The 20,310-nt window shown below is 70.4% G+C and carries 17 protein-coding genes and 1 pseudogene; 11 read left to right on the top strand and 7 right to left on the bottom strand.

All coding sequences use genetic code 11. The annotated features are described in order from the left end of the window. The first annotated feature begins 175 nt into the window (after positions 1-175). From ABD355_RS23785 to ABD355_RS23770, 4 genes are all read left to right on the top strand, one after another. A complete protein-coding gene (locus ABD355_RS23785; RefSeq protein WP_344402600.1) occupies positions 176-652 on the top strand; it encodes a single-stranded DNA-binding protein in 477 nt (158 codons plus the stop codon). A 259-nt stretch (positions 653-911) separates the two neighbouring features. Continuing rightward, positions 912-2,321, top strand: a complete 1,410-nt coding sequence (locus tag ABD355_RS23780; RefSeq protein ID WP_344402599.1) for a Cys-Gln thioester bond-forming surface protein — start codon at positions 912-914, stop codon at positions 2,319-2,321. Positions 2,322-2,437: 116 nt separating this feature from the next. After that, a complete protein-coding gene (locus tag ABD355_RS23775) occupies positions 2,438-2,812 on the top strand; it encodes a hypothetical protein (RefSeq protein WP_344402598.1) in 375 nt (124 codons plus the stop codon). A gap of 89 nt (positions 2,813-2,901) precedes the next feature. Continuing rightward, positions 2,902-3,198 carry a zinc ribbon domain-containing protein gene (locus ABD355_RS23770; RefSeq protein WP_344402982.1) on the top strand — a complete coding sequence of 99 codons (297 nt, stop codon included), beginning with the start codon at positions 2,902-2,904 and terminating at the stop codon, positions 3,196-3,198. Between the two features lie 159 nt (positions 3,199-3,357). Here ABD355_RS23770 and ABD355_RS23765 read toward each other — a convergent pair. Further along, a pseudogene (locus ABD355_RS23765) lies at positions 3,358-4,338 on the bottom strand (tyrosine-type recombinase/integrase); the annotation flags it as partial. A 288-nt stretch (positions 4,339-4,626) separates the two neighbouring features. Between ABD355_RS23765 and ABD355_RS23760 the strand changes: the two are divergent. Continuing rightward, positions 4,627-5,835, top strand: coding sequence for a M48 family metallopeptidase (locus tag ABD355_RS23760; protein ID WP_344402597.1), 1,209 nt, complete (start codon positions 4,627-4,629; stop codon positions 5,833-5,835). A gap of 412 nt (positions 5,836-6,247) precedes the next feature. Here the strand turns inward: ABD355_RS23760 and ABD355_RS23755 are convergent, their stop codons facing one another. Further along, the gene (locus tag ABD355_RS23755; protein ID WP_344402596.1) at positions 6,248-6,709 is read right to left on the bottom strand and encodes a PH domain-containing protein; all 462 of its coding nucleotides are present in this window, start codon (positions 6,707-6,709) and stop codon (positions 6,248-6,250) included. Positions 6,710-6,973: 264 nt separating this feature from the next. Between ABD355_RS23755 and ABD355_RS23750 the strand changes: the two genes are divergently transcribed. Then, positions 6,974-7,375 carry a hypothetical protein gene (locus ABD355_RS23750; protein ID WP_344402595.1) on the top strand — a complete coding sequence of 134 codons (402 nt, stop codon included), beginning with the start codon at positions 6,974-6,976 and terminating at the stop codon, positions 7,373-7,375. A 201-nt stretch (positions 7,376-7,576) separates the two neighbouring features. On the opposite strand, the gene ABD355_RS23745 is transcribed toward ABD355_RS23750, so the two are convergent. Beyond that, positions 7,577-7,906 (bottom strand): hypothetical protein, encoded by a 330-nt coding sequence (locus ABD355_RS23745; protein WP_344402594.1) that lies wholly within the window; start codon positions 7,904-7,906, stop codon positions 7,577-7,579. 224 nt (positions 7,907-8,130) lie between these two features. On the opposite strand from ABD355_RS23745, the gene ABD355_RS23740 reads away from it, so the two are divergent. From ABD355_RS23740 to ABD355_RS23725, 4 genes are all read left to right on the top strand, one after another. Beyond that, entirely contained in the window at positions 8,131-8,445 is a 315-nt protein-coding gene (locus ABD355_RS23740; protein ID WP_344402593.1) for a hypothetical protein, read from the top strand. Between the two features lie 205 nt (positions 8,446-8,650). Further along, on the top strand, positions 8,651-10,315 hold the full coding sequence (gene ettA, locus ABD355_RS23735) for an energy-dependent translational throttle protein EttA (RefSeq protein WP_344402592.1): 1,665 nt from the start codon (positions 8,651-8,653) through the stop codon (positions 10,313-10,315). 6 nt (positions 10,316-10,321) lie between these two features. Beyond that, positions 10,322-10,735 carry an acyl-CoA thioesterase gene (locus ABD355_RS23730; RefSeq protein ID WP_344402590.1) on the top strand — a complete coding sequence of 138 codons (414 nt, stop codon included), beginning with the start codon at positions 10,322-10,324 and terminating at the stop codon, positions 10,733-10,735. Continuing rightward, a complete protein-coding gene (locus ABD355_RS23725) occupies positions 10,732-11,409 on the top strand; it encodes a DUF8185 domain-containing protein (protein ID WP_344402589.1) in 678 nt (225 codons plus the stop codon). The genes ABD355_RS23730 and ABD355_RS23725 overlap by 4 nt, the downstream gene beginning before the upstream one ends. A gap of 33 nt (positions 11,410-11,442) precedes the next feature. Here ABD355_RS23725 and ABD355_RS23720 read toward each other — a convergent pair whose 3' ends face one another. The 4 genes from ABD355_RS23720 to ABD355_RS23705 all read right to left on the bottom strand — a co-directional run bounded on the left by ABD355_RS23720 (position 11,443) and on the right by ABD355_RS23705 (position 19,192). Continuing rightward, positions 11,443-12,396 (bottom strand): ATP-binding cassette domain-containing protein, encoded by a 954-nt coding sequence (locus ABD355_RS23720; protein ID WP_344402587.1) that lies wholly within the window; start codon positions 12,394-12,396, stop codon positions 11,443-11,445. 139 nt (positions 12,397-12,535) lie between these two features. Beyond that, positions 12,536-15,253 (bottom strand): ABC transporter permease family protein, encoded by a 2,718-nt coding sequence (locus ABD355_RS23715; protein ID WP_344402981.1) that lies wholly within the window; start codon positions 15,251-15,253, stop codon positions 12,536-12,538. A 1-nt stretch (position 15,254) separates the two neighbouring features. Next, a complete protein-coding gene (locus ABD355_RS23710) occupies positions 15,255-18,632 on the bottom strand; it encodes an FtsX-like permease family protein (protein WP_344402586.1) in 3,378 nt (1,125 codons plus the stop codon). Between the two features lie 146 nt (positions 18,633-18,778). Beyond that, a complete protein-coding gene (locus ABD355_RS23705) occupies positions 18,779-19,192 on the bottom strand; it encodes a globin (RefSeq protein ID WP_344402585.1) in 414 nt (137 codons plus the stop codon). Between the two features lie 124 nt (positions 19,193-19,316). Between ABD355_RS23705 and ABD355_RS23700 the strand changes: the two genes are divergently transcribed. Further along, a complete protein-coding gene (locus ABD355_RS23700) occupies positions 19,317-20,297 on the top strand; it encodes a methyltransferase domain-containing protein (protein WP_344402584.1) in 981 nt (326 codons plus the stop codon). Positions 20,298-20,310: the final 13 nt, after the last annotated feature.

Here is a 20,310-nt window from a genome sequence, read left to right as displayed (position 1 = left end):
AGGCGGGGGACGGTCCACAGGGCTCAGCGGGCTCGGCCCGACGGAGGCAGTCTGGCGGTGCGGCGAGCGCGAGGTACACCGAGGTACACGGTCGCCGCGGCAGACGCAGCCGTACGGGACGGGCCCGTAGGCATGTCCGCCCGGCCCCGGCGGCCGGGCGAGGGAGGGGGTCGTGATGAACGAGACGATCATCTGCGCCGTGGGGAACGTGGCGACGAAGCCAGTGTTCCGGGATCTGGCGTCGGGGCCGTCGGCGCGCTTCCGGCTCGCGGTGACCACGCGCTATCTGGACCGCGAGAAGAACGAGTGGACCGACGGCCACACCAACTTCTTCACGGTGTGGGCCAGGCGGCAGTTGGCCACGAACGTGACGGCCTCGCTCGACGTGGGAGACCCCGTCATCGTGCAGGGCAGGCTCAAGGTGCGTGAGGATGTGCGTGAGGGACAGAACTGGGTCTCGGCCGACCTCGACGCGGTGGCGATCGGCCATGACCTCACCCGGGGGACCTCGGCCTTCCGGCGGCCGGGCAGGCCGGAGCCCGAGACGTCCGCTGCAGGGCCCCAGCAGCCCGAGCCCAACTGGGAGACATCACCGGGCGGTTCAGGTACCGAATCGGCCCAACGGGAGCCGGAGCCAGCAGCAGTGACGTGATGTCAGGCAGTGCCCCGAGCTGACCGTACTGCGGCTTATCGGCGAATGCGTTCCGAACGGTCCGGTGGATTTGTCGATAAGCCCTGCTCATGGGCCGTCTTGGCGATAACGATTCCGAGTCGGATCGCTTGTCCGACGGTATGACCAGCAAGCGTGGTGCGCCGCGTCCATAGGATGCCCGGCATAGCTCTTGGGGCTTCTGATTCTGCTGGTGGGACCACACCCCCCACGTCAATGGTCCTGCTCGAAGGGGAATTTGGTGTTTTCTTCTTTCTCTGCGCCGTCCGCGCGCGGGCGAGGGGCCGTGCGTCTCGCCGCCGCGACGCTGGTGTCCGGTCTTGTGGCCGTCGGGGTGCTCTCCGGAGCCGGTACGGCCACCGCGGGGGAGACGACACAGAGCCAGGGCGGGGCGACCGCCACCATAGGCGGCCTCAAGACGTACGGCACCGCCGTGATCCACGAGAAGACCGGGGACCAGCAGGTCTCGGCGGGCCTGTTCGAGATGTCCGTCGACGGCGGCGGCACTCTGCAGACGTACTGCGTCGACATCCACAACCCCACCCAGCGGGACGCCAAGTACCACGAGACCGCGTGGAGCGGCACCTCGCTGGGCGCCAACAAGAACGCCGGCCGGATCCGCTGGATCCTGCAGAACTCCTACCCGCAGGTGAACGACCTGGCGACGCTCGCGGCGAAGGCGGGCGTCCAGGGCGGCCTGACCGAGCAGGACGCGGCGGCGGGCACCCAGGTGGCCATCTGGCGCTACTCGGACCACGCCGACGTGGACGCCGTCGAACCGCAGGCCGAGAAACTCGCGGACTACCTGCAGAAGAGCGCCGTCGACCTGGCGGAGCCCGCGGCGTCGCTGACGCTGGACCCGCCCGCGGTCTCCGGCCACCCCGGCAAGCTGCTCGGCCCGGTGACCGTGCACACCAACGCGGCGGGCGTGACCGTGACGCCGCCGATGGGCGCGGCGACCAGCGGGGTACGGATCGTCGGCAAGGACGGCAAGCCCCTCACCTCCGCGGCCGACGGCAGCCAGCTCTTCTTCGACGTGCCCGAGCACGCCGCCGACGGCTCGGCCGAGCTCACCGTGCAGGCCTCGACCACCGTGCCGGTGGGCCGCGCCTTCGCCTCCGACACCCGCAGCCAGACGCAGGTCCTGGCCGGCTCCAGCGAGTCGACGGTCTCGGCGACGGCCGGTGCGACCTGGGCGAAGAAGGGCGCGATACCGGCCCTTTCGGCCACGAGGAACTGCGCAAAGGAGGGTGTGGACATCACCGCCGCCAACCAGGGCGACGAGGCGTTCACCTTCGAGCTGATGGGGATCGAGCACAGCATCCCGGCGGGCGGGTCCCGCACGGTGACGATCCCCCTGCAGGAAGACCAGCCCTACGACTTCACGATCACGGGACCCGCGGGCCTCAAGGAGCGCTTCACCGGCATTCTCGACTGCAGGACCCAGACCTCCGAGACCGGCAACACGACCCAGATCCTCAGCGAACCGAGCCCCGCGACGGTGGGCGGCACGGCAGACGACACCAACCTCGCCGCCACCGGCGGCTCCAGCACGACCCCGCTGATCGCGGGCATCGCCATCGCCTTCGTGCTGATCGGCGGCGCGGCCCTGGTCCTCGTAGGAAAGAAGGACGCACCGACACAGGACTGAGCCGTCGGAGTAAGCCCGACACCGACGAGAAGGGACGCCTCCCCAACACCCGCCCCTTCTCGGCGTGTTCGGCGACATACCTGGAGCCCGGTGAGATCGATGGGCAGGATGGCCTCATGACGAAGTCATCCGTATCGCCGGCGCCGTGCACCTCCTCGGGTTCGGTGCTGTCCCTGTGGTCGCAGGACTCGGTGCTGTCGATCGGCTCGGTGGGGTCGGTGCTGTCCATCGGGTCCGTCGGGTCGGCCCTGTCCGTCGCGTCGGTCGGGAGCGTGCTCTCGGGCGGGTCGATCGGTTCGGCGCTGTCGCTGATCTCGGCCGGATCATGGCTGAGCACGGGGTCGCTGCTGTCCGCGCAGTCCCGGTGGTCGGTCTTGTCCTGGCGTTCCTCCCGTGCCTTCCGCTCGGCGGGTGTTGTCGGGGCGACGGGCGTAGCTGCCCTGCTCCTGGCTCAGCGACTGCCCAAGGTGAACGGTGGCCACGGAAAGTGACCATGCGCCGAGGGGGGGGAATCTGCGAGAAGATCTCGGTCAGCGTCTTCCACCCGGCGGCGGACACCGACCCGAGAAGGGCCGATCTCGTGATCATCTTTGGCACCAAGGGATACCTGTATCAGCTCGCGATACTCACGCTGGTGTGCGGAGGCTGCGGCAACCCTGCCGCGCACACGCTGAGGAAGCGCGTCGTGAAGTTCACGCTGTTCTTCGTGCCGCTGTTCCCCATCTCGACGAGGTACGCCACGCAGTGCACCTTCTGCGGCACGGAACAGAAGATCACAAAGGAACAGGCGGAACAGCTCCAGACCCAGCCCACAGGCGCTCCGGGAGGCCGGCCCTACGGACAGCCGCAGCAGCCCCACCAGCACCCCGGAGCCTGAGCACCCACCGACGCCCGGCAGCGAAACCGCAGGTCACAGGCGTCCGGCCATATGGGTTACCACCCAAGGCTGGACCTCAGGCAAGATGGGGTGTTACTTGCCGTGAGAGGGCATGAAACAGCCCCTCACCAGCGGGTTTCCCACCGATGAGGGGCCGTGTCAGGCGGCTTGGGCCGTCTCTGGGCCGTCATGAGCGTGACCGGCGGCCCGGTACATCGCGGAGATGGCTTTCCGGGTCCGGGTCTCGCTGGACGGCATCAGGTGCGTGTAGACGCGGAGCGTGAACCCTGGGTCGCTATGGCCGAGGTAGAGGCTCAGCGCCTTGATGTTCTCTCCGGCGTCCAGGAGCACTGAGGCGTAGAAGTGCCGTAGGGCGTGCATGCCGTGTTCGCGGGCCGGGGCGTATCGCTGGCCCTTCTCGGGGACAGGGATGATCCCGGCGGACGCCAGAGCGGGCTTCCAAGCCTGGTCGTTGAACCCCTGACTCCAGATGGCGGCGCCGATGGCGCTCGTGAAGACGAGGCGGTGTGTCACCTTCGGGCCGTCCGGCCTAAGCCACGGCAAGGTCACCTCGACGGGCGGGAACTGCTTCATGTGCTCGTCCAGCGCGGCCGACACCTCGGGGTCGAGGGGCACATCACGGAGCTTGCCCCGCTTGGGTGGGGCGAAGACGAGCGTCCCGCGCACCTTCTTGACCTGTTGGCGGACGTAGAGCCAGCCGAGGTCTCCGATGTTGTCGACGCGACGAGGCGCCTTGACCGATCGAGCCCGGCAGGGGTTCGAGGCCAGCAGGCGGTCATCTACGGCCGCGTTGAGCACCGAGGAGACAGCGTCGAAGATCAGGCGCCGGTACTGCGCCGACGCTACGGAGTCTTCGAGCTGGCGGCTCCAGTCGCGAATGTGCTCCGGCTGGAACGACCCGATGGGGCGCGAGCCGAGGTACGGCAACGCGTGGAGGCGTAGGCGACCTTCCACGGCGGCCCGGCTGGTGAGGTCGATGGTGAGGGCGGCGAGCCAGCGGTCGGCGTACTCGCGGAAAGTGACGCGGGCCGCCTTGGGGTCGATGTACTGCCCGCGCGCCATGTCAGCTTCGATGTTGGTGAGCCACGTGTCGGCCAAGCGCTTCTGCTTGTCCGGGAACCACGCCCGCTCCACGACTGTGTGGGTCGACGGCGTACGGGATGGGAGCTGGGGTGAGTGGTGGAAGAGGCAGTCGTCGAGCGCGCCTTGTGGTCGGAAGCGTGCCTTATGCGTGCCTGATCACGCGGTAAGACACGGCGAATACAGGGCACACACGGTCAGGAGACCAGAAACACGAATCGGTTGGCGGCCCAGCGAAACTGCACCTCGCACGAAAACTCGCATCTTGTCAGCGCTCTGTGGCCCGAGGAGGATGTCCCTTTCAGCGACCAGCCGGGGGAGAGAGCCATGCAGGGTCAGGGGGTATCCGCTGAGGCCGAGGCTGACATGCCCGACCGGGCGAGTTTGGCTACGGCTGCTGCTTATGGCGTCGCTTGTCTGCTGCATATCCTGACGGTGAGTTTACTGATCGGCGGTCTGCTGCTGATCGTTCTGGGCCTCAGGACGGTTGTGCAACCGCTGATCGGGCTCGTGCTACTCGTGTGCGCCGCCCTATTGCGTCCCCGTTTCGACAGACTCGACCCACACCTACCCACGCTGCTACGGGAAGAAGCGCCCGCCCTGTACGCGCTGTTGGATGACGTAGCGGACGCGGTCGGCGTACGGCGCCTCGACGTCGTGCAGGTCAGCACGGACTTTGCCGTACGGGTCTCCACCTACGGCGTACGACGCAGACGGCGACTGGTACTCGGCTACCCCCTCTGGCTGACCTTTGCACCGCAGCAGAGAGTTGCTGCTGTCGCACATGAATTGGGGCACTTTGCATCTCGCGATGTCCGACGCGGGGCGCTGGTGGGTATCGCGCTCGCTTCCCTGGCCGGCGGGGCGGATCTGATGGAGCACCGGCCCGCTACAGCAGAGGCGGCCTTCGCTGCGTCCCCGCTCGCCCTGTATGCGGGCGAGATGGCCTTAGCAGCAGCGCGCTTCAAGGCTCATAGCCGAACTACGAATTGGGCACTCTGGATCCCAGGATTGCTGATGAAGGGCGCCGTTTGGCTGTTGGTTCGGCTCACGCTGCCAAGTGCTCGGCGCACAGAGTTCCAGGCGGACGCTGTGGCTGCTCGTGTAGCTTCTACGCAGGCGGCTGTCTCAGCCTTGCGCGACCGGCAACTGGCCGACATCGTCACCGTCGAAGTACACCGACTGGCGATTGCGGCACGAACATTCGGCCGGACCGGCAATGTGCGGAGCGTAGACCAGGCCCTTTGGGAGAAGGTTGGCGCACACACGGCATCATTGCCCGACAGCGCACGGAACAAGCGCAACGGTGTCAGCTCAGGCAACGGGAAAACTACAGATTCCGACCCTCTGGGCCGCCAAGCCAAGGATTCCGGTCTCCCAGCCATCGAGCTGCGTGTTGCTCGGCTGTCCATTGGTACGACGTACCCGGCCACGGTCATGCTCGACGCGGCCCAGGCTGATGCCATCGAGGACGAACTGTGCGAACCGAAGCGCTTGCTGGCTCGCAAAGTCGTTCAAGACTGCATCCAGACCTGAATTAGTGCCCATACTCATTCCACGGACGATTAGACGGGGCGCAACGCCCAGCTACGGGTAATGACGGTTGCTCCGTCCCAGGGTGGCCGTCGTCGAGAGCCACGGCGATTGCGCTCCGGACCAGGTCAGGGAGTTACCAGGTCAGCCGCCGTTCCCATATACCGTCTTCCAGATTGGTGGGTCAGGGGAGGGGAGACGGCATGGCGAAGTGTGGCGCGCCGACGAAGACAGGTGGTCGGTATCAGCGGAAGGTGGTGACAGGTACCTCCCGGTGTCCGGTCCATCAAGCGCCAGCCCAACCGGACATCCACGAAGTGGCATCAACGGTCCTGCACGCCAGTACACGGGCACGGCTCAGCTCGGCCAAGGCGATCACGCACCTCCACGGCCGAGCCGGGCCGTGATCGAACTCCTAAAACCGGTGGCGATCCGCGAGTCGCGATTCGACCAGGCGTTGGAGACCGGCGAACCGCTCGTCCTGCCGGCGGCCGCGTTCTCCGAAGTTGCCGAGGGCACTCGCCGTGAACTTGAAACCGTCGAGCGTATGAAACTCCGCACCCCACCCGCCGAGAGTGACGCCCCGGACCTGGGACCAGGGCAGACGCTGCGTCCCCCAGGGATTCACCATGAGGATGACCTCAGCACCGAGTTCGAGCCGCACACGGAGCACGGTCCACCACGAGAACAGGCCGAAGGCCAGTGCGATCGCCGTCATCACGGCCGCGGAAGCCAGGTTCTCGAGATCAGGACGGACCGCCAGGGCCAGCCACCGCACAACGGCTCCGACGGCAGGCAAGAGAGCCAGGGCGTAGCCGACCAACAGTCCGTGGGAGCTGGCTCGCCATACTGCGATGACACCATCCTGCTCAGACACCGCACCCTCCTCCGTGCGAAGGTACTGCCGCCTCCAACCAGCGGTCCATGGCCACCGTCTCAGTTTGCGTCTCATCCAGCCCCTTCACGGTCGTTCAGGCGCGCCCCGGAGTCGCCTCCACGTCACTGGCCAACCACCCATGAACCCAGATGAACGGCCCCGAACGACGCGCACCACCACCAACACAGTTGGAAAGCGTGCTTTCAGTGTCGAGAGCACTCCCGTGGCACAGGTGCTGTCAGTCCTGGCCTGTACGGTCCCGCCATGGCTGAGAGACCGACTACGAGCTGGCGTCACGGCATAGCTGAGGAAGCCGAGGAGCTTGCCGCCGGCACCCTGGATCCCGAGTGCGCCTGCATGGCGGCGCTGTTCCCCGAGGAGCTGCTTACGGCGACCGACGAAGTCCTTGACGCCTTCGAGGGCGAGCTTCCTGGACTTGGCGAGGCCAGCGACGAACATGTACTTGGCGTGGTGGAACGAGTCGTCGTAGCCCTCAATGGAGTGAATGACGCCCGCAACGGAAGCGCCTTTGAGACCGGCGAGCGCGAGCAGCTGTGCGACTACATCGACGAGTCGCTCGCAGAGCGCGGCGTGGACGTCCCCGGGCTGACCGCCCGCCACGGCTTGGGCAGGTACGAGCTCACCGACAGGTGGCGGAGGTGGTGAGGCCCCCAGCAACCGGCAGCACCCCACACCGGCTCTCATTGGCCCCCGGGCAACCTGTACGACCTCTCCTGACCGATCTCCGTAGAGCTACGGATCAGAACATTGCTACAGCGGGAGTCGGGCCGCCCATCCACTCAGGGCAGTGGGACCGGAACCCTGTGCATGCTCGGTAAACGCTGACGCCAGCGACTCCCAGTGCTGTCAGCCGGCCAGAGTATGCAGCCCTCCCGCCAAAAAGAAGATCCCCATGACGCCGAAGTAGATCCGCATGGTGGCAAGGCTCCTCCAGGGCGTTCCGTACCGGGTCCGACGCGTGACCACCACGTCTGCCCAATCCCAGACCCAAACGTCGATACCGCGGTAGCCACATGCCACCGCCGTGCAGACGCTGACCGCGAGCAACAGGAGCAGTCCGAGCACCCCACGAATGATCAACGCCGTTCCCTTCCCCAACCCCACGACCAGCGTCGCATCGCGGCATTGTCGCAGGAGACGATGGCAGGGGGCCTTGCCCCGCAGGTCAGCAGCCATCCCTCTTTCAAGCGCCCGAGCCTCCCAAGCTGAGGGTTTTTCGGAGTCGAGCCGCTTCGGCGTTCTCCCCACGGGTCTGCCGGCGCGCCTTGCTCCGGTCGACGGCACCAGCGGCGCGGGTGAGGCCGGTGATGGTGCGGCGAGGCACACGCGTGCGTGGTCGGTCGGCACGCCCGCCGTCGAGGGTGACTGTCGTCGGCCCATCGCTGCGTCATGATCTGCCGATGGATGAGTACGCGTGGCCTACGGGCCCCGACCTGCCGGACGCAGACGTAGTTCTCGGGAGCTGGGCGGCAACCGTCGCAGCTCTGCCAGTCGGGACCCGCATCACTGGAGAGGTCATCGGCCGCCAGCCCTTTGGCGTCTTCATACGCATAGACGGTGTGCCCGCTGCCGTGGCGCTGGCCGAGATCACCGCCATGCCGCCGGGGATGGAGCTACCTGTCATCGGGGCCTCCGCCGAGGGGGAGGTCGTCTGGCACGCCCACAACCACCAGGTCAGGGTCCGACTGGATGAGTGGCGGATGTCTGCCGAGTGATCGTCCCCTGGGCCGTCTCTGGGCCGTGCGACGGCGCCCGAGGCTACTCAAGGGCGACCGACAGTGACAGATGCGCCGGGGCGGGTGACGGAGGAGTCGCAGGTCAGAGCCCCCTGGCCTTACCCGTTTCCCCCCAGGGGTGGCGGTCAGGCAAGATGGGGTGTATCTGCCCACTGCCAGATTTCAAGCTGCCGGACGGTTTCTCTTGGCTGAGTACATCTACACCATGCGCAAGACGCGCAAGGCAATCGGCGACAAGGTCATCCTTGACGACGTTTCGCTGAACTTCCTGCCCGGCGCGAAGATCGGTGTGGTCGGCCCGAACGGTGCCGGTAAGTCGACCATCCTGAAGATCATGGCGGGGCTGGAGCAGCCGTCGAACGGTGACGCGTTCCTGTCGCCGGGCTACACCGTGGGCATCCTGCTCCAGGAGCCCCCGCTCAGCGAGGACAAGACCGTCCTGGAGAACGTCCAGGAGGGCGTCGCCGAGGTCAAGGGCAAGCTCGACCGGTTCAACGAGATCGCCGAGCTGATGGCCACCGACTACTCCGACGCGCTGCTCGACGAGATGGGCAAGCTGCAGGAAGAGCTCGACCATGCGAACGCGTGGGACCTCGACGCCCAGCTCGAACAGGCCATGGACGCCCTCGGGTGCCCCCCCGGCGACTGGCCCGTCACCAACCTCTCCGGTGGTGAGAAGCGCCGCGTCGCGCTCTGCAAGCTGCTGCTGGAGGCGCCCGACCTGCTGCTGCTCGACGAGCCCACCAACCACCTCGACGCCGAGTCGGTGAACTGGCTGGAGCAGCACCTCGCCAAGTACGAGGGCACCATCGTCGCCGTCACCCACGACCGGTACTTCCTCGACAACGTCGCCGGCTGGATCTGCGAGGTCGACCGCGGCCGCCTGCACGGCTACGAGGGCAACTACTCCAAGTACCTCGAGACCAAGGCCACCCGCCTCAAGGTCGAGGGGCAGAAGGACGCCAAGCGGCAGAAGCGGCTCAAGGAAGAGCTCGAGTGGGTGCGGTCGAACGCCAAGGGGCGGCAGGCCAAGTCCAAGGCGCGTCTCGCCCGCTACGAGGAGATGGCCGCCGAGGCCGACAAGATGCGGAAGCTGGACTTCGAGGAGATCCAGATCCCGCCGGGCCCGCGTCTGGGCAACGTGGTCGTCGAGGTCAACAACCTCAGCAAGGGCTTCGGCGACAAGCTCCTCATCGACGACCTGAGCTTCACCCTGCCGCGCAACGGCATCGTCGGTGTCATCGGCCCGAACGGCGCCGGCAAGACCACCCTCTTCAAGATGATCCAGGGTCTGGAGACCCCGGACTCCGGCTCCATCAAGGTCGGCGAGACCGTCAAGATCTCGTACGTCGACCAGAGCCGCGAGAACATCGACCCGAAGAAGACCCTCTGGGCCGTCGTCAGCGATGAGCTCGACTACATCAATGTCGGCCAGGTCGAGATGCCGTCGCGGGCGTATGTGTCCGCCTTCGGCTTCAAGGGCCCCGACCAGCAGAAGCCCGCCGGTGTCCTCTCCGGTGGTGAGCGCAACCGCCTCAACCTCGCGCTCACCCTCAAGCAGGGCGGCAACCTGCTGCTCCTCGACGAGCCGACCAACGACCTGGACGTCGAGACGCTGTCGAGCCTGGAGAACGCGCTGCTGGAGTTCCCGGGCGCGGCCGTGGTCGTCTCCCACGACCGCTGGTTCCTGGACCGCGTCGCCACGCACATCCTCGCCTACGAGGGTGACTCCAAGTGGTTCTGGTTCGAGGGCAACTTCGAGTCGTACGAGAAGAACAAGATCGAGCGGCTCGGACCGGACGCCGCGCGTCCGCACCGCGCCACCTACAAGAAGCTGACCCGGGGCTGATCGATCTTGCGTCACATCTACCGCTGCCCCCTGCGCTGGTCGGACATGGATGCATACGGCCATGTCAACAACGCGATCTTCCTCCGGTATCTGGAGGAGGCCCGCATCGACTTCCTGTCCCTTCGGGGCAAGGAGTCCAAGCAGGGGTCCGTGGTGGCGCGCCATGAGATCGACTACAAGCGGCAGCTCGTCCACCGGCCCGACCCGGTGGACATCGAGCTGTGGGTCACCGAGATCAGGGCCGCGTCCTTCACCGTCACCTACGAGGTGAAGGACGAGGACCTGGTCTATGTGCGGGCCTTGACCGTCGTCGTGCCGTTCGACTTCGAGACGCAGCGGCCGCGCCGGATCACCTCCGAGGAGCGGGAGTTCCTCGAGGGGTACCGGGACGACACCGAGGAGGAGGCCGTCGCCGCATGACGGTGCTCCACCTTGCCGACGAGAGGGAGGCGGCGGACCTCGCGGCCTTCCTCTCGAGGCTGCTCCACTACGACCGCGGTGCCGCGGTACGCCTCCAGGCCGCCGGGACCGCGCTCGCCGTCTTCGGGCGGCCGCCGTCCTTCGAGGTGCTGGCGATCCGCGCGGTGCGGCTCGCCAAGCCGTACGAGAAGGGGCTCGACGTCACGCTCGACGTGACCGTGTCCGCCGGTGAACTCCTGGAGACGGTGGACGAGTCGGCCGCGACGGCCGGCGTTCCTGCGGCGGTCACCGGGCCGCCCTGGGCGGGCGTCCTCCCGCCGCGCGGCGGCTGGCGGCCCGAGCCCGGGCTGCCCGCACCCGACGCCCTGCGGGCCATGGTCGGCGCGGCCGTCGCCGAATTCCGCTCCCGCACCGGGGAGTTGGCGCCCGAGCTGCGCACACGCCCCGAACTCGACCGCATCGGACGGGAGATCTGGTCCCGGACCGTCGGCGACACCCACCTTCCGGTACGGGCGGTGCACGCGGCGCAGTCGCTCGGGTTCCTGCGGTCCGCGCAGGGCGCCGAGGACCTCGCGTTGGTCTCGTCCGGTGCCTGGCTGCGGCTGCGTACGCCGTACGGGTCGATTGCCGTACGACGTGCGGGACTTGGGGCGCTGGACGTCAGCGTCCGGTAGCCGTCCGGGCAGGCCGGCGGTCACCCCACGTGATCAGTTGCCGTCGTCCGGTCGTACGGCGATGTGGTCCGGCTCCAGTTCCAGGGCCACGCGGTCGCGCATGCCCAGGGCCTCGGTGTACTCGGCCGGGAGCTGGAGACGGCCGGCACGGTCGAGCATCGCGTACTCGCGGGCGACCACCGTCTCGTGGCCGGTGGCCGCGTCGACCTCGCTGCGGCGCAGGACCTCCGTGGAGGTGCGGCCGTCGCGGATGGCGACCGTGCGGCGGACCTCGCCGGCGACCGCCTGATCGTGGGTGACGATGACGATGGTGGTGCCCAGCCGTTCGTTCGCGGTGCGGAAAGCGGCGAAGACCTGCTGCGCGGTGTGGGAGTCGAGTTCGCCGGTGGGTTCGTCGGCGAGCAGGACCGCCGGGTTGTTGGCGAGGGCCACGGCGATGGCGACTCGTTGCTGCTGACCGCCGGACATCTGGTGGGGGCGGCGGTCGCGGCAGTCGGCGACCTCCAGCAACTCCATGAGTTCCATGGCGCGTTCGGTGTGCGTGCTGCGCTTTGTGCGGGTGCCCGTGAGCTGCATGGGGAGGGTGATGTTCTGGGCCGCGGTGAGGTAGGGGAGGAGGTTGCGGGAGGTCTGCTGCCAGACGAAGCCGACGGTGGTGCGGCGGTAGGTCAGGCGGTCCTTCGCGGTCATGGTCAGGAGGTTGTGGCCGGCTACGCGGGCCGTGCCGGCGGTGGGGGTGTCGAGGCCCGCGAGGATGTTCATGAGGGTGGATTTGCCGCTGCCGGATGCGCCGACGAGGGCCATGAGTTCGCCCTCGTGGACCAGGAGGTCCAGGCCTTGGAGGGCCTGGACCTCTGTGCCGTCCGTGGTGAAGATGCGGACCAGACGGTCGCAGGTGATGAGGGCGTCGTGGCCGTAGGTGGGGCGGTTGCGGTTTGCTGCGGCGCGGGTGGCCAGGTCGGTGAGGGTGGGATGTGCCGGGGGCATCTGGGTCTCCTGGGCATCGGTTTCAATTGACAGTGGCCCGGGGCGGGGGTTGCTGTTGGGGCGGGGATGCTTGCCCGCGCTCGCGGGGTGCCGCTCTCTTTGGGACGGGTGCCGCCCCTAGCGGCAGGACTGCCCCCAGCTAGGGCGGTGCGCTCGCGTCCCCCGCCCTCAGTTCCGCCACCGCCCCCCGGCGACCCGTCCACCAGGCCTGGACCCCCGAGACCCCCACCGTCAGCAGGACGATCGCCGCTGCCGGCAGCAGCAGTGATGTCGCGTCCGTTCGTAGCACCGCATCCGTTGCCGGGGCTCGGTCCGAGGACAGTGCGATGGTTGTCAGGTCGACGCCCGGTGACAGGAGTCGGATCGTTGCCCAGCCCGTCAGGGTGCCACCGGCTGCCGCCAGGACCGCCTGGGGCAGGGACTCCAGGATCAGCAGATGGCGGCCCTGGGTGCGGGTCAGGCCCATGGTGCGCAGGCGGGCCAGGAGGGCCGTGCGATCGGGGGCCGTGCGCAGAAGGGACAGGAGCAGGGACAGTACGGCGTAGCCGGCGCCCGCGGCGACCGCCGTCGTGTAGACGCGTTCGGCTCCGGTCTGGAGGGGGGAGTCCGCGTATCGTGCGCGTTCCTCGGCACGTAGTTGTACGTTCGCCGAGTGGGGTGCCGCTCCGCGCAGGGCGGGTCCGTTCAAGTGGGTGCCGGTCAGCAGCAGTGCGGTGGGGAGGGACGCCTGCCCGTTGAGGCCGGCGCGGTCCACGACCAGGAAGTTGTCGCCGGCGACGGCCGGGGTGCGGTCCCGGACGACGGTGATGCGGACGGTGACCGTGGTGCCGTCCTCCAGACGTATCGGGAAGGGCCGGGTGCCGTAGGCTCCCGCCACCGCGGGGGAGGCGAGTGCCGGGAGCGGACCGTGGCCCCGGGGGTCCTTCAACTCCCCTTCGGGGAAGGGGCCGAGGCCTGTCCGGCCCGCCAGTTCCGCGTAGTCCCGCGGATCCACCCCGGCCAGCGGTACCGGCCGGGTGAGGTCGGTCGGCTTGGCCTGGTACGTGATGCTCGCGACCGCGAGCCCCTGTACGCCGGGCGTCCGGCGGATCCGGTCCGGCAGGCCCGCCGGCAGCGGGGACGTCGTCTCGATGCGGGCGTCGGCGCCGACCGCGAGCAGGGCCGCCTGGTCGCGGGCCTCGCGTACGCCCGCGAGGACCGAGCCGCCGAAGGCCGCCGTGGTGAGGGCGGTGAGCAGCGCCAGCAGGGGCAGCACCGCGGAGGCGGAGGTGCGGCCCGCGCGGGCCAGCGACAGATGGCCCAGCGCGCCGCGCAGCCGGGCCGCCGGACGGGCCAGGCCGCGCAGCGGGAGCGGGTAGAGACGGACGAGCACCAGGGCCGCGACCACGCCCACCAACACCGGTGCCAACGCCGTCAGTTGATCGCCGGTCGCGCCCCGTCTGCGCAGGGTCCCGACCGCGCCCAGGGCCACCACGACCAGGGTGAGCTCGGCGACCGTACGGCGCCGGGACGGCCGTACGGAGGCCACGTCCGCACGGCCGCCATGGATACGGACGGTCCGGTGCGCGGCGGCCGCCCGCAGGGGCAGGGCCGCGCAGGCGACCGCCGTGACGGTTGCCGCCGCGGCGATCGCATAGAGGGCACGGCCGCCGGGGAGCGCGAGCAGGGCTGACGCCAGGCCCGCCGCGCCCGCGGGGAGCGCGACCACCGCGGTCTCGGCGAGGAGGCGGCCCGCCAGGCCCGGCAGGGATGCGCCGCGGGCGCGCAGCAGGGTGAGTTCGGCGCGGCGGCGGTCGGCGGCCAGGCCGCCCGCCATCAGCAGGACCACGGCGGCCACCGTGCCGGCGCCGAAGGCGGCGACGGCCACGAGTGGGCGGACGCCGGACCGAAGACCGGTGAAGTCGTTCAGTACGGTGTCGAGGTCGGTCTCCACCGTCGTGGAGGGGTCGGTGAGGATGCGGACCTTGCGCAGGGTGGGGCCGGACTTGAGGGAGGCGACGGCGGACTTCAGGCGGTCCGCCTCGTGGGCGTGGAGCGCGGTGGGCGAGGGGGACAACTGCCAGTAGCGCCAAGGGCCTACGGCCGTTCCCAGCATCACCGGGGCCGCCTCGGGGGCGAGCAGCAGAGAGCCGGCCCAGTACTTGTCGGGGTCGGCGCCGTTTCCCGGCAGCAGGACGAGGTCGGGGGTGCGCAGGAGGGGCTGGGTGGCCCAGTAGGCGCCCGCGGGGTCGCGCGGGGCGACGATGCCGGTGACGCGGACGGCCAGCGGGGCGCGTTCCACGCCGGGCACGTGGATGACCGAACCGACCTTGATGTGCAGGCTCTTGGCGGTCTCGACGGTGACGGCGGCCTCCACCTCGGCGGTGGCGGCGGTGACCCGGCCGGCGTGCGGGAGGCGTCCGCTGCGTACCGTCGCGTGGTCGGCAAGGCCGTGCTGCGCGGCCAGCGACATCTGCGCCGGCAGCCCGCTCGGCCGGGGCAGCCAACGGTCCGGGACCTCCTGGGGCTTGGTGCGCACCCCGTACGTCGACTGGTCCGGATCCACGACGAGCGGCCGCGGCACGGCCGCACGGACCTTCGCGTACTGCGCGGCGAGCGTGCCGGGGCGCAGCGCCTCCTCGCGCTGCTCCCGTGGCAGGAGCAGGCTGGGCTGCTCGGCCCACACCCCCACGCCGGTGGTCGCGGGCCGAGCCCGCTCGACGGCCCGGCGCAGAGCGGCGTCCTCGTACCGGTCGACCGCCCGCGGGAACGCGGCCGCCAGGCAGGCGGTCAGCGCCACCAGCAGCGCCAGCGCACAGGCGGCACCGGGCGTGGCCTGCAGTCGCGTGCGTACCCAGGGGGCCGGTATCGCGTTGATGTCACTCACCTCGCTGTTCCCGCAACGACGCCGCCGGGTGTCCGCGCCGCATCGCCTGCGCTGCCGTCGCGAGCAGCGGGGTTGCCGCCATGGCCGCCAGCAGTACGGCGACATGCGGCACCGGCAGTTCGACCAGGACTCGCGGCACCGGGCGCGTGGCCTGTGCCGTCAGCAGGATCAGCGGGATCACCGCCCGGCTCAGCACCGTCCCCAGGGCGGTCCCCACCACCAGCGCCAGTGCCACCAGCACGCCCTGCTCGACGGCGATCATGCGGGCCAGTCGGCGGCGGGGGGCGCCCAGGGCCCGTAGCACGGCCAGTTCGGCGCCCCGCTCCCGCAGGGAGCCCGCCGCGCTCACCGCGAAACCGACCGCGGCCAGCGCCGCCGCCACCCCGGCCGCCGCCGCGAACGCCGCCTCCGCGCCCGCGCCGAACGGATCGTCCCGCAGCCGGGCGGCCGTCTCGTCCCGCACCACGACCTGCGCCGGGTCCAGCTCGGGCAGCGCCCGCAGAGCCTTCGCGACCTCAGCCGACTCGCCGGGGCCGGTCCGCAGCCACCACTCCGTGGGCGTGACGCTCGTCCCGTACCGCGCCTGCAACAGCCGGTTCACGGACCGCAGATCGACCAGCAGGGCGCCCCCGCCGGCGTCGCCGGTCGTCGGCAACTCCCGTACCGCACGCACGATCCGCACCGGCACGTTCTCCCCGCCGACCGTCACATCCACCCGCTGCCCGGTGCGCGCGCCCGCCGAGGTGAGGAACCGGTCGGTCGCCACCGCGGCGATCTCGGGCGGCCTCGGCTGTACGACCTGCACCCGCACCGTCAACGACGCGGTGACCCAGGTGTCCTCGGCCGGCACATACCCCGTGCCGTACTCCACCGTGAGCGGCCCCGACGAACTCAGGTGCGGCTTGGTCGGGTTCGTCCTCTCGTCCGGCGAGGAGACCTGCCCGTCAGTGCGCACGGACGCCTTCCAGGAGTGGGGCAGCGGGACCGTCCGCACGGTCCCGTCCACCCTGGTTGCCGTCAACTCGCCCAGTTCCAGGCGCTGTTGCTCGGGCTTCCCGACCGGCTGGGACAGCACCAGCTCCACGCCCGTGAGCGCCAGCGGTCCCTCGGAGACGGGCACGTTGAGCACATGCGCCCGCCCGTCGCCGGGGAGTTCCCCGGCCGGGACCCGGTACGGCGTCCCGTACCGGTCCACCAGCGTGACCGTCACGTCCGCCGCCGTGCCCGACCCGCTCCGGGAGGAGCTGTGCAGGGTCGCCGTCAGCCGCAGCCGGGCGGTGTGCGGGGGCACCTTCGCGCCGGCCGTCGGCGTCTTCGGGCCCAGGGACGCGAGCAGCGGCCGTACCGGCTGAGAGGCCAGATCCCGGCGCATCAGCACCGTGTCCGCCGCCTGCGCGATGTCCAGCGCCAGCAGCGCGGCCGTGCGGTCACCGGACAACGGCAGGTCCACACGGAAGGCCGGGGCGACTTCTTGCACGTGCGGGATCGCCGCGTAGGTCTCCGTGCGCCCGAGGCCGTCCTCCCCGGCGGCCAGGACACGCACCGGGGCGCCCGCCCCGAAGTCCGCCTGGTCGCCCTGCGAGCGGTTCCAGGAGGCGCGCTGCCCGACCGCGAGCATGCCGAGCGCGACGGCCAGGACCAGCAGCAGCACCGGGCCCGCCCCGCGCATCGGGCGGCGGCTCAACTGCCAGCCCGCCAGCGCCGCGGTCAGCCCGCGCCCGCCGGCCGCCCACCGCTCGGCGAGCCGCGCGACCAGGGGCAACAGGCGCAGGGTCAGCACCGTGCCGGCGAGCAGGGCGAGCGCCGGGGCGGCGACGAGAAGGGGGTCGATGCCGAGTGTGCCGGATTTGTCGCCGTCGACGGCGCCCGAGTTCTGCTTGTTGAGCTGCCAGTACGCTACGGCGGCCACGGCCAGCAGGGCGAGGTCGGCGCCGGCGGCTGCTGTGCGGCTGAGAGCTCGGGTGCTTCTGCCGTTCGCCGGGTGCGGCGGGTTCGTGGCTGATCGCGCCCCTGCGGGGCGCAGCCCCGCCTGCAAGGGGCGCGGGGAACGGCGCGACAAGCCACGACGAACCCGCACACGATCGACGGCCCGTCCCGGCCGTCCCCGCGGAGCGCCCGGCAGCGTCACGGCCAGGGCGCAGCCCAGCCCCACAGCCCCCGCCACCCCCCACACCCCGAGCCCCCCGCCAGCAGGCACCTCCAGGCGCAGTCCGATCCGGGCCAGCGGCCCCTGGGCGGCCAGCAGCCGGGTGAGCGGGCCGACCAGCAGTGGTCCGCACAGCACCGCGGGCGCCGCCAGGAACAGGGCCTCCAGGGCGGCCAGCGAGGCGACCCGAGCCCGGGAGGCGCCGCGAGCCCGCAGCAGCCGCACCTCGCCCGCACGCTCGGCGCTCAGCAGCCGGGCCACCAGCAGCAGCGCACAGCAGGCCAGCAGCGCCAACTGCAATGCGACGATCAGCAGCGTCGAACGGGAGACGAGCAGTGAGCGCTCGACGCGGTCGAGGACCTCGGGCAGGGAGGTGCTCGCAGCCGTCGCGCCGCTGAGCACGGGCTGCCTGCGCAGGGCAGCCCCTCCCGCTCCGGCCGCCCTGCGCAGCTCGCCGAGCCGCCCGGTCGTCAGCGTCGAGAAGTCGGCCGACGCCAGCCAGCCGGAGGGCCCGGCGCTCACCTTTCCGCCGCTCAGTACGCCGGGGGCGGCGAGCAGGGGGCCGTACGTCGTGAAGTCGACGGTGGTGACGCCCCGGCCGCGCAGGTCGTCCAGCCGCCAGTAGGGCGCGTCCGCCCGGGCGGGCCGGTACAGGCCGGTGAGCGTGACGTGCACCTTCGGGCCGCCGAGCCGGTCGGTGAGGGTGAGGCGGTCGCCGGGCTTCACGCCGAGGCGCCGGGCGGCGGTCTGCGGGAGGGCCGCTTCGATGCCGGCGCCGGAGTCCGTCCGGGGCGTCCGTCCCGACACGAGCCGCACCTGCGTCGGGTCGAGCGCCGCGACATACGTCAGATCGGGGTTCCCGGACCGTTCGGCCGGCGGCTGCAGCGAGCGCGGGAGTGCGTACGGGCCCGAGCGCACCAGGGTCCGCACGGTCACCGGCAGCCCGTCGAACATCCGCCGCGCCCCCTGCCGTACCGCGTCCTCGGCGGCGGCGCGCCGGTCCGCCGGGACCTCGGCCTTGACGATCAGCGCGGCGTCGGCGGCGTTCTGCGGGTCCCGCAGTGAGTGGCGCAGGGCCGCGTCACCGATCGCGCCCGAGTAGGCGGTGAGGGTCGCGAGGACGGCCGTGGTCAGCAGGACGGTGAGCAGCGCGGCGGCCAGCAGCGGACGGTGCGCACGGGCGCGTAACAGGACGAACCGTGCCACCGCACCGAACGCCGTCACGCCCAACCCCCCGTGGTTGTCCAGACCTCCGGGCGATGTTGTCAGAGAGGGCGAGCCCTCGGTAAGCGCTTGTACGACGGGCGTGACCGGATCGTGATCGGATTCCGGCGTCGTACGACCGGAATGCGCACGTCATGCGGTCGGGGTCAGTCCGGGGTGTTCACCATCGAGGCCGCGGCGTACGTCATGTACTTCCACAGCTGCTGCTCGTGCTCCTCGGAGAGGCCCAGCTCGTCGACGGCGTCCCGCATGTGCCGCAGCCAGGCGTCGTGGGCCTCGCGGTTCACGGTGAAGGGGGCGTGGCGCATGCGCAGCCGGGGGTGGCCGCGGTTGTCGCTGTACGTCGTCGGGCCGCCCCAGTACTGGATCAGGAACAGCGTGAGGCGCTCCTCGGCCGGGCCGAGGTCCTCCTCGGGGTACATCGGCCGCAGCACCGGGTCCTCGGCCACACCCTCGTAGAAACGGTGGACGAGGCGGCGGAAGGTCTCCTCCCCGCCGACCTGCTCGTAGAAGGTCTGCTCCTGAAGCGTGCCGCGCCGAATCTCATTCACGCTCCCCATGCTCTCAGACCGCTCGGCGGAGGACTTGAGGCTTAGGTCCCCGCCCCGCACCCAGGAAGCGGACATTCCGGATGTGGCGGCTTCGGTACTCGCCTCGCGCTCCCTCCCGCAGCACAGTGGACCTATGGGCGCAGCTGCTCTCGACAGGGAACTGGACGACCTCGCGGCCACCGCGCGGGCGGAACTCGTGCGGGAGATCGAGGCGAGCGGGGCCTGGGACGAGGACCCGGTGTGGCGGGAGGCGTTCGAGGCGGTCCCGCGCCATCTGTTCGTGCCGTACTACTACGTCGGCGTCGTCGGCGGCTATGAGCGACGTTGGGGCGAGAGCCCCGATCCGCGGACGCGCGAGCGGTGGCTGCGCGGGGCCTACGAGGACGCCCCGCTGGCCACGCGGCTGCGCGACGGCGAGCTGCTCTCCTCCAGCAGCCAGCCCTCGCTGATGGCGAGGATGCTGGCCGAGCTGGGGGTCGAGGACGGCAACCGGGTCCTGGAGATCGGCGCGGGCACCGGCTACAACGCGGCCCTGCTGGCCCACCGGCTCGGCGACGACCTGGTCACCACCGTCGATCTGGAGCCGGAGATCACCGAGTCGGCCCGGCAGCACCTGGCCGCCGCCGGCCACCACCCGGCCGTCGTCACCGGCGACGGCGCCCGCGGAGTCCCCGAGCGCGGCCCCTTCGACCGGATCATCGCCACCTGCGCCCTGACCTCGATCCCGCGTGCCTGGCTCGCCCAGTGCAACCCGGGCGCCCGCATCCTGGCCCCGTTCGCCACCGGCCTGATCGCCCTGACGGTCCGGGACCCCGCCCACGCCGAGGGCCGCTTCCTGCACACCCCCGCCTACTTCGTCCCCCTGCGCGGCGAGACCCGCCCCGACCAGGAGTCACACCAACTCGGCACGATCCCCCGCCGCGCCAGGAACCACGACCTGTTCCGGTTCCTACTGGCTCTGACCCGTGACACCCTCGCCCCCCAGGAGGCCTTCGCCGTATGGGAGCGCGAGGAACAGCCTGAGCGCCGGCGCTATGGCATCACCATCAGCACAGACCGAGCATGGGCATGGCTGGACGACCCGAAGGGACCGTACATCTGGCCCCTCCGGTGAGTCAGCCGCCCGT

The sequence above is a fragment of the Streptomyces longisporus genome, assembly GCF_039532765.1.
GTDB classification, from domain to species: domain Bacteria; phylum Actinomycetota; class Actinomycetes; order Streptomycetales; family Streptomycetaceae; genus Streptomyces; species Streptomyces longisporus.
The sequence above is the reverse complement of the archived record's forward strand: the minus strand, read 5'-3'. Positions and strand labels throughout refer to the sequence as shown.

Coding starts and splice junctions, on each gene's coding strand:
- ABD355_RS23705 (WP_344402585.1), bottom strand. CDS start 19,192: ATGGGGAGCGTGAATGAGATTCGGCGCGGCACGCTTCAGGAGCAGACC.
- ABD355_RS23745 (WP_344402594.1), bottom strand. CDS start 7,906: ATGGCTGCTGACCTGCGGGGCAAGGCCCCCTGCCATCGTCTCCTGCGA.
- ABD355_RS23720 (WP_344402587.1), bottom strand. CDS start 12,396: ATGCCCCCGGCACATCCCACCCTCACCGACCTGGCCACCCGCGCCGCA.
- ABD355_RS23785 (WP_344402600.1), top strand. CDS start 176: ATGAACGAGACGATCATCTGCGCCGTGGGGAACGTGGCGACGAAGCCA.
- ABD355_RS23775 (WP_344402598.1), top strand. CDS start 2,438: ATGACGAAGTCATCCGTATCGCCGGCGCCGTGCACCTCCTCGGGTTCG.
- ABD355_RS23700 (WP_344402584.1), top strand. CDS start 19,317: ATGGGCGCAGCTGCTCTCGACAGGGAACTGGACGACCTCGCGGCCACC.
- ABD355_RS23760 (WP_344402597.1), top strand. CDS start 4,627: ATGCAGGGTCAGGGGGTATCCGCTGAGGCCGAGGCTGACATGCCCGAC.
- ABD355_RS23725 (WP_344402589.1), top strand. CDS start 10,732: ATGACGGTGCTCCACCTTGCCGACGAGAGGGAGGCGGCGGACCTCGCG.
- ABD355_RS23740 (WP_344402593.1), top strand. CDS start 8,131: ATGGATGAGTACGCGTGGCCTACGGGCCCCGACCTGCCGGACGCAGAC.
- ABD355_RS23750 (WP_344402595.1), top strand. CDS start 6,974: ATGGCTGAGAGACCGACTACGAGCTGGCGTCACGGCATAGCTGAGGAA.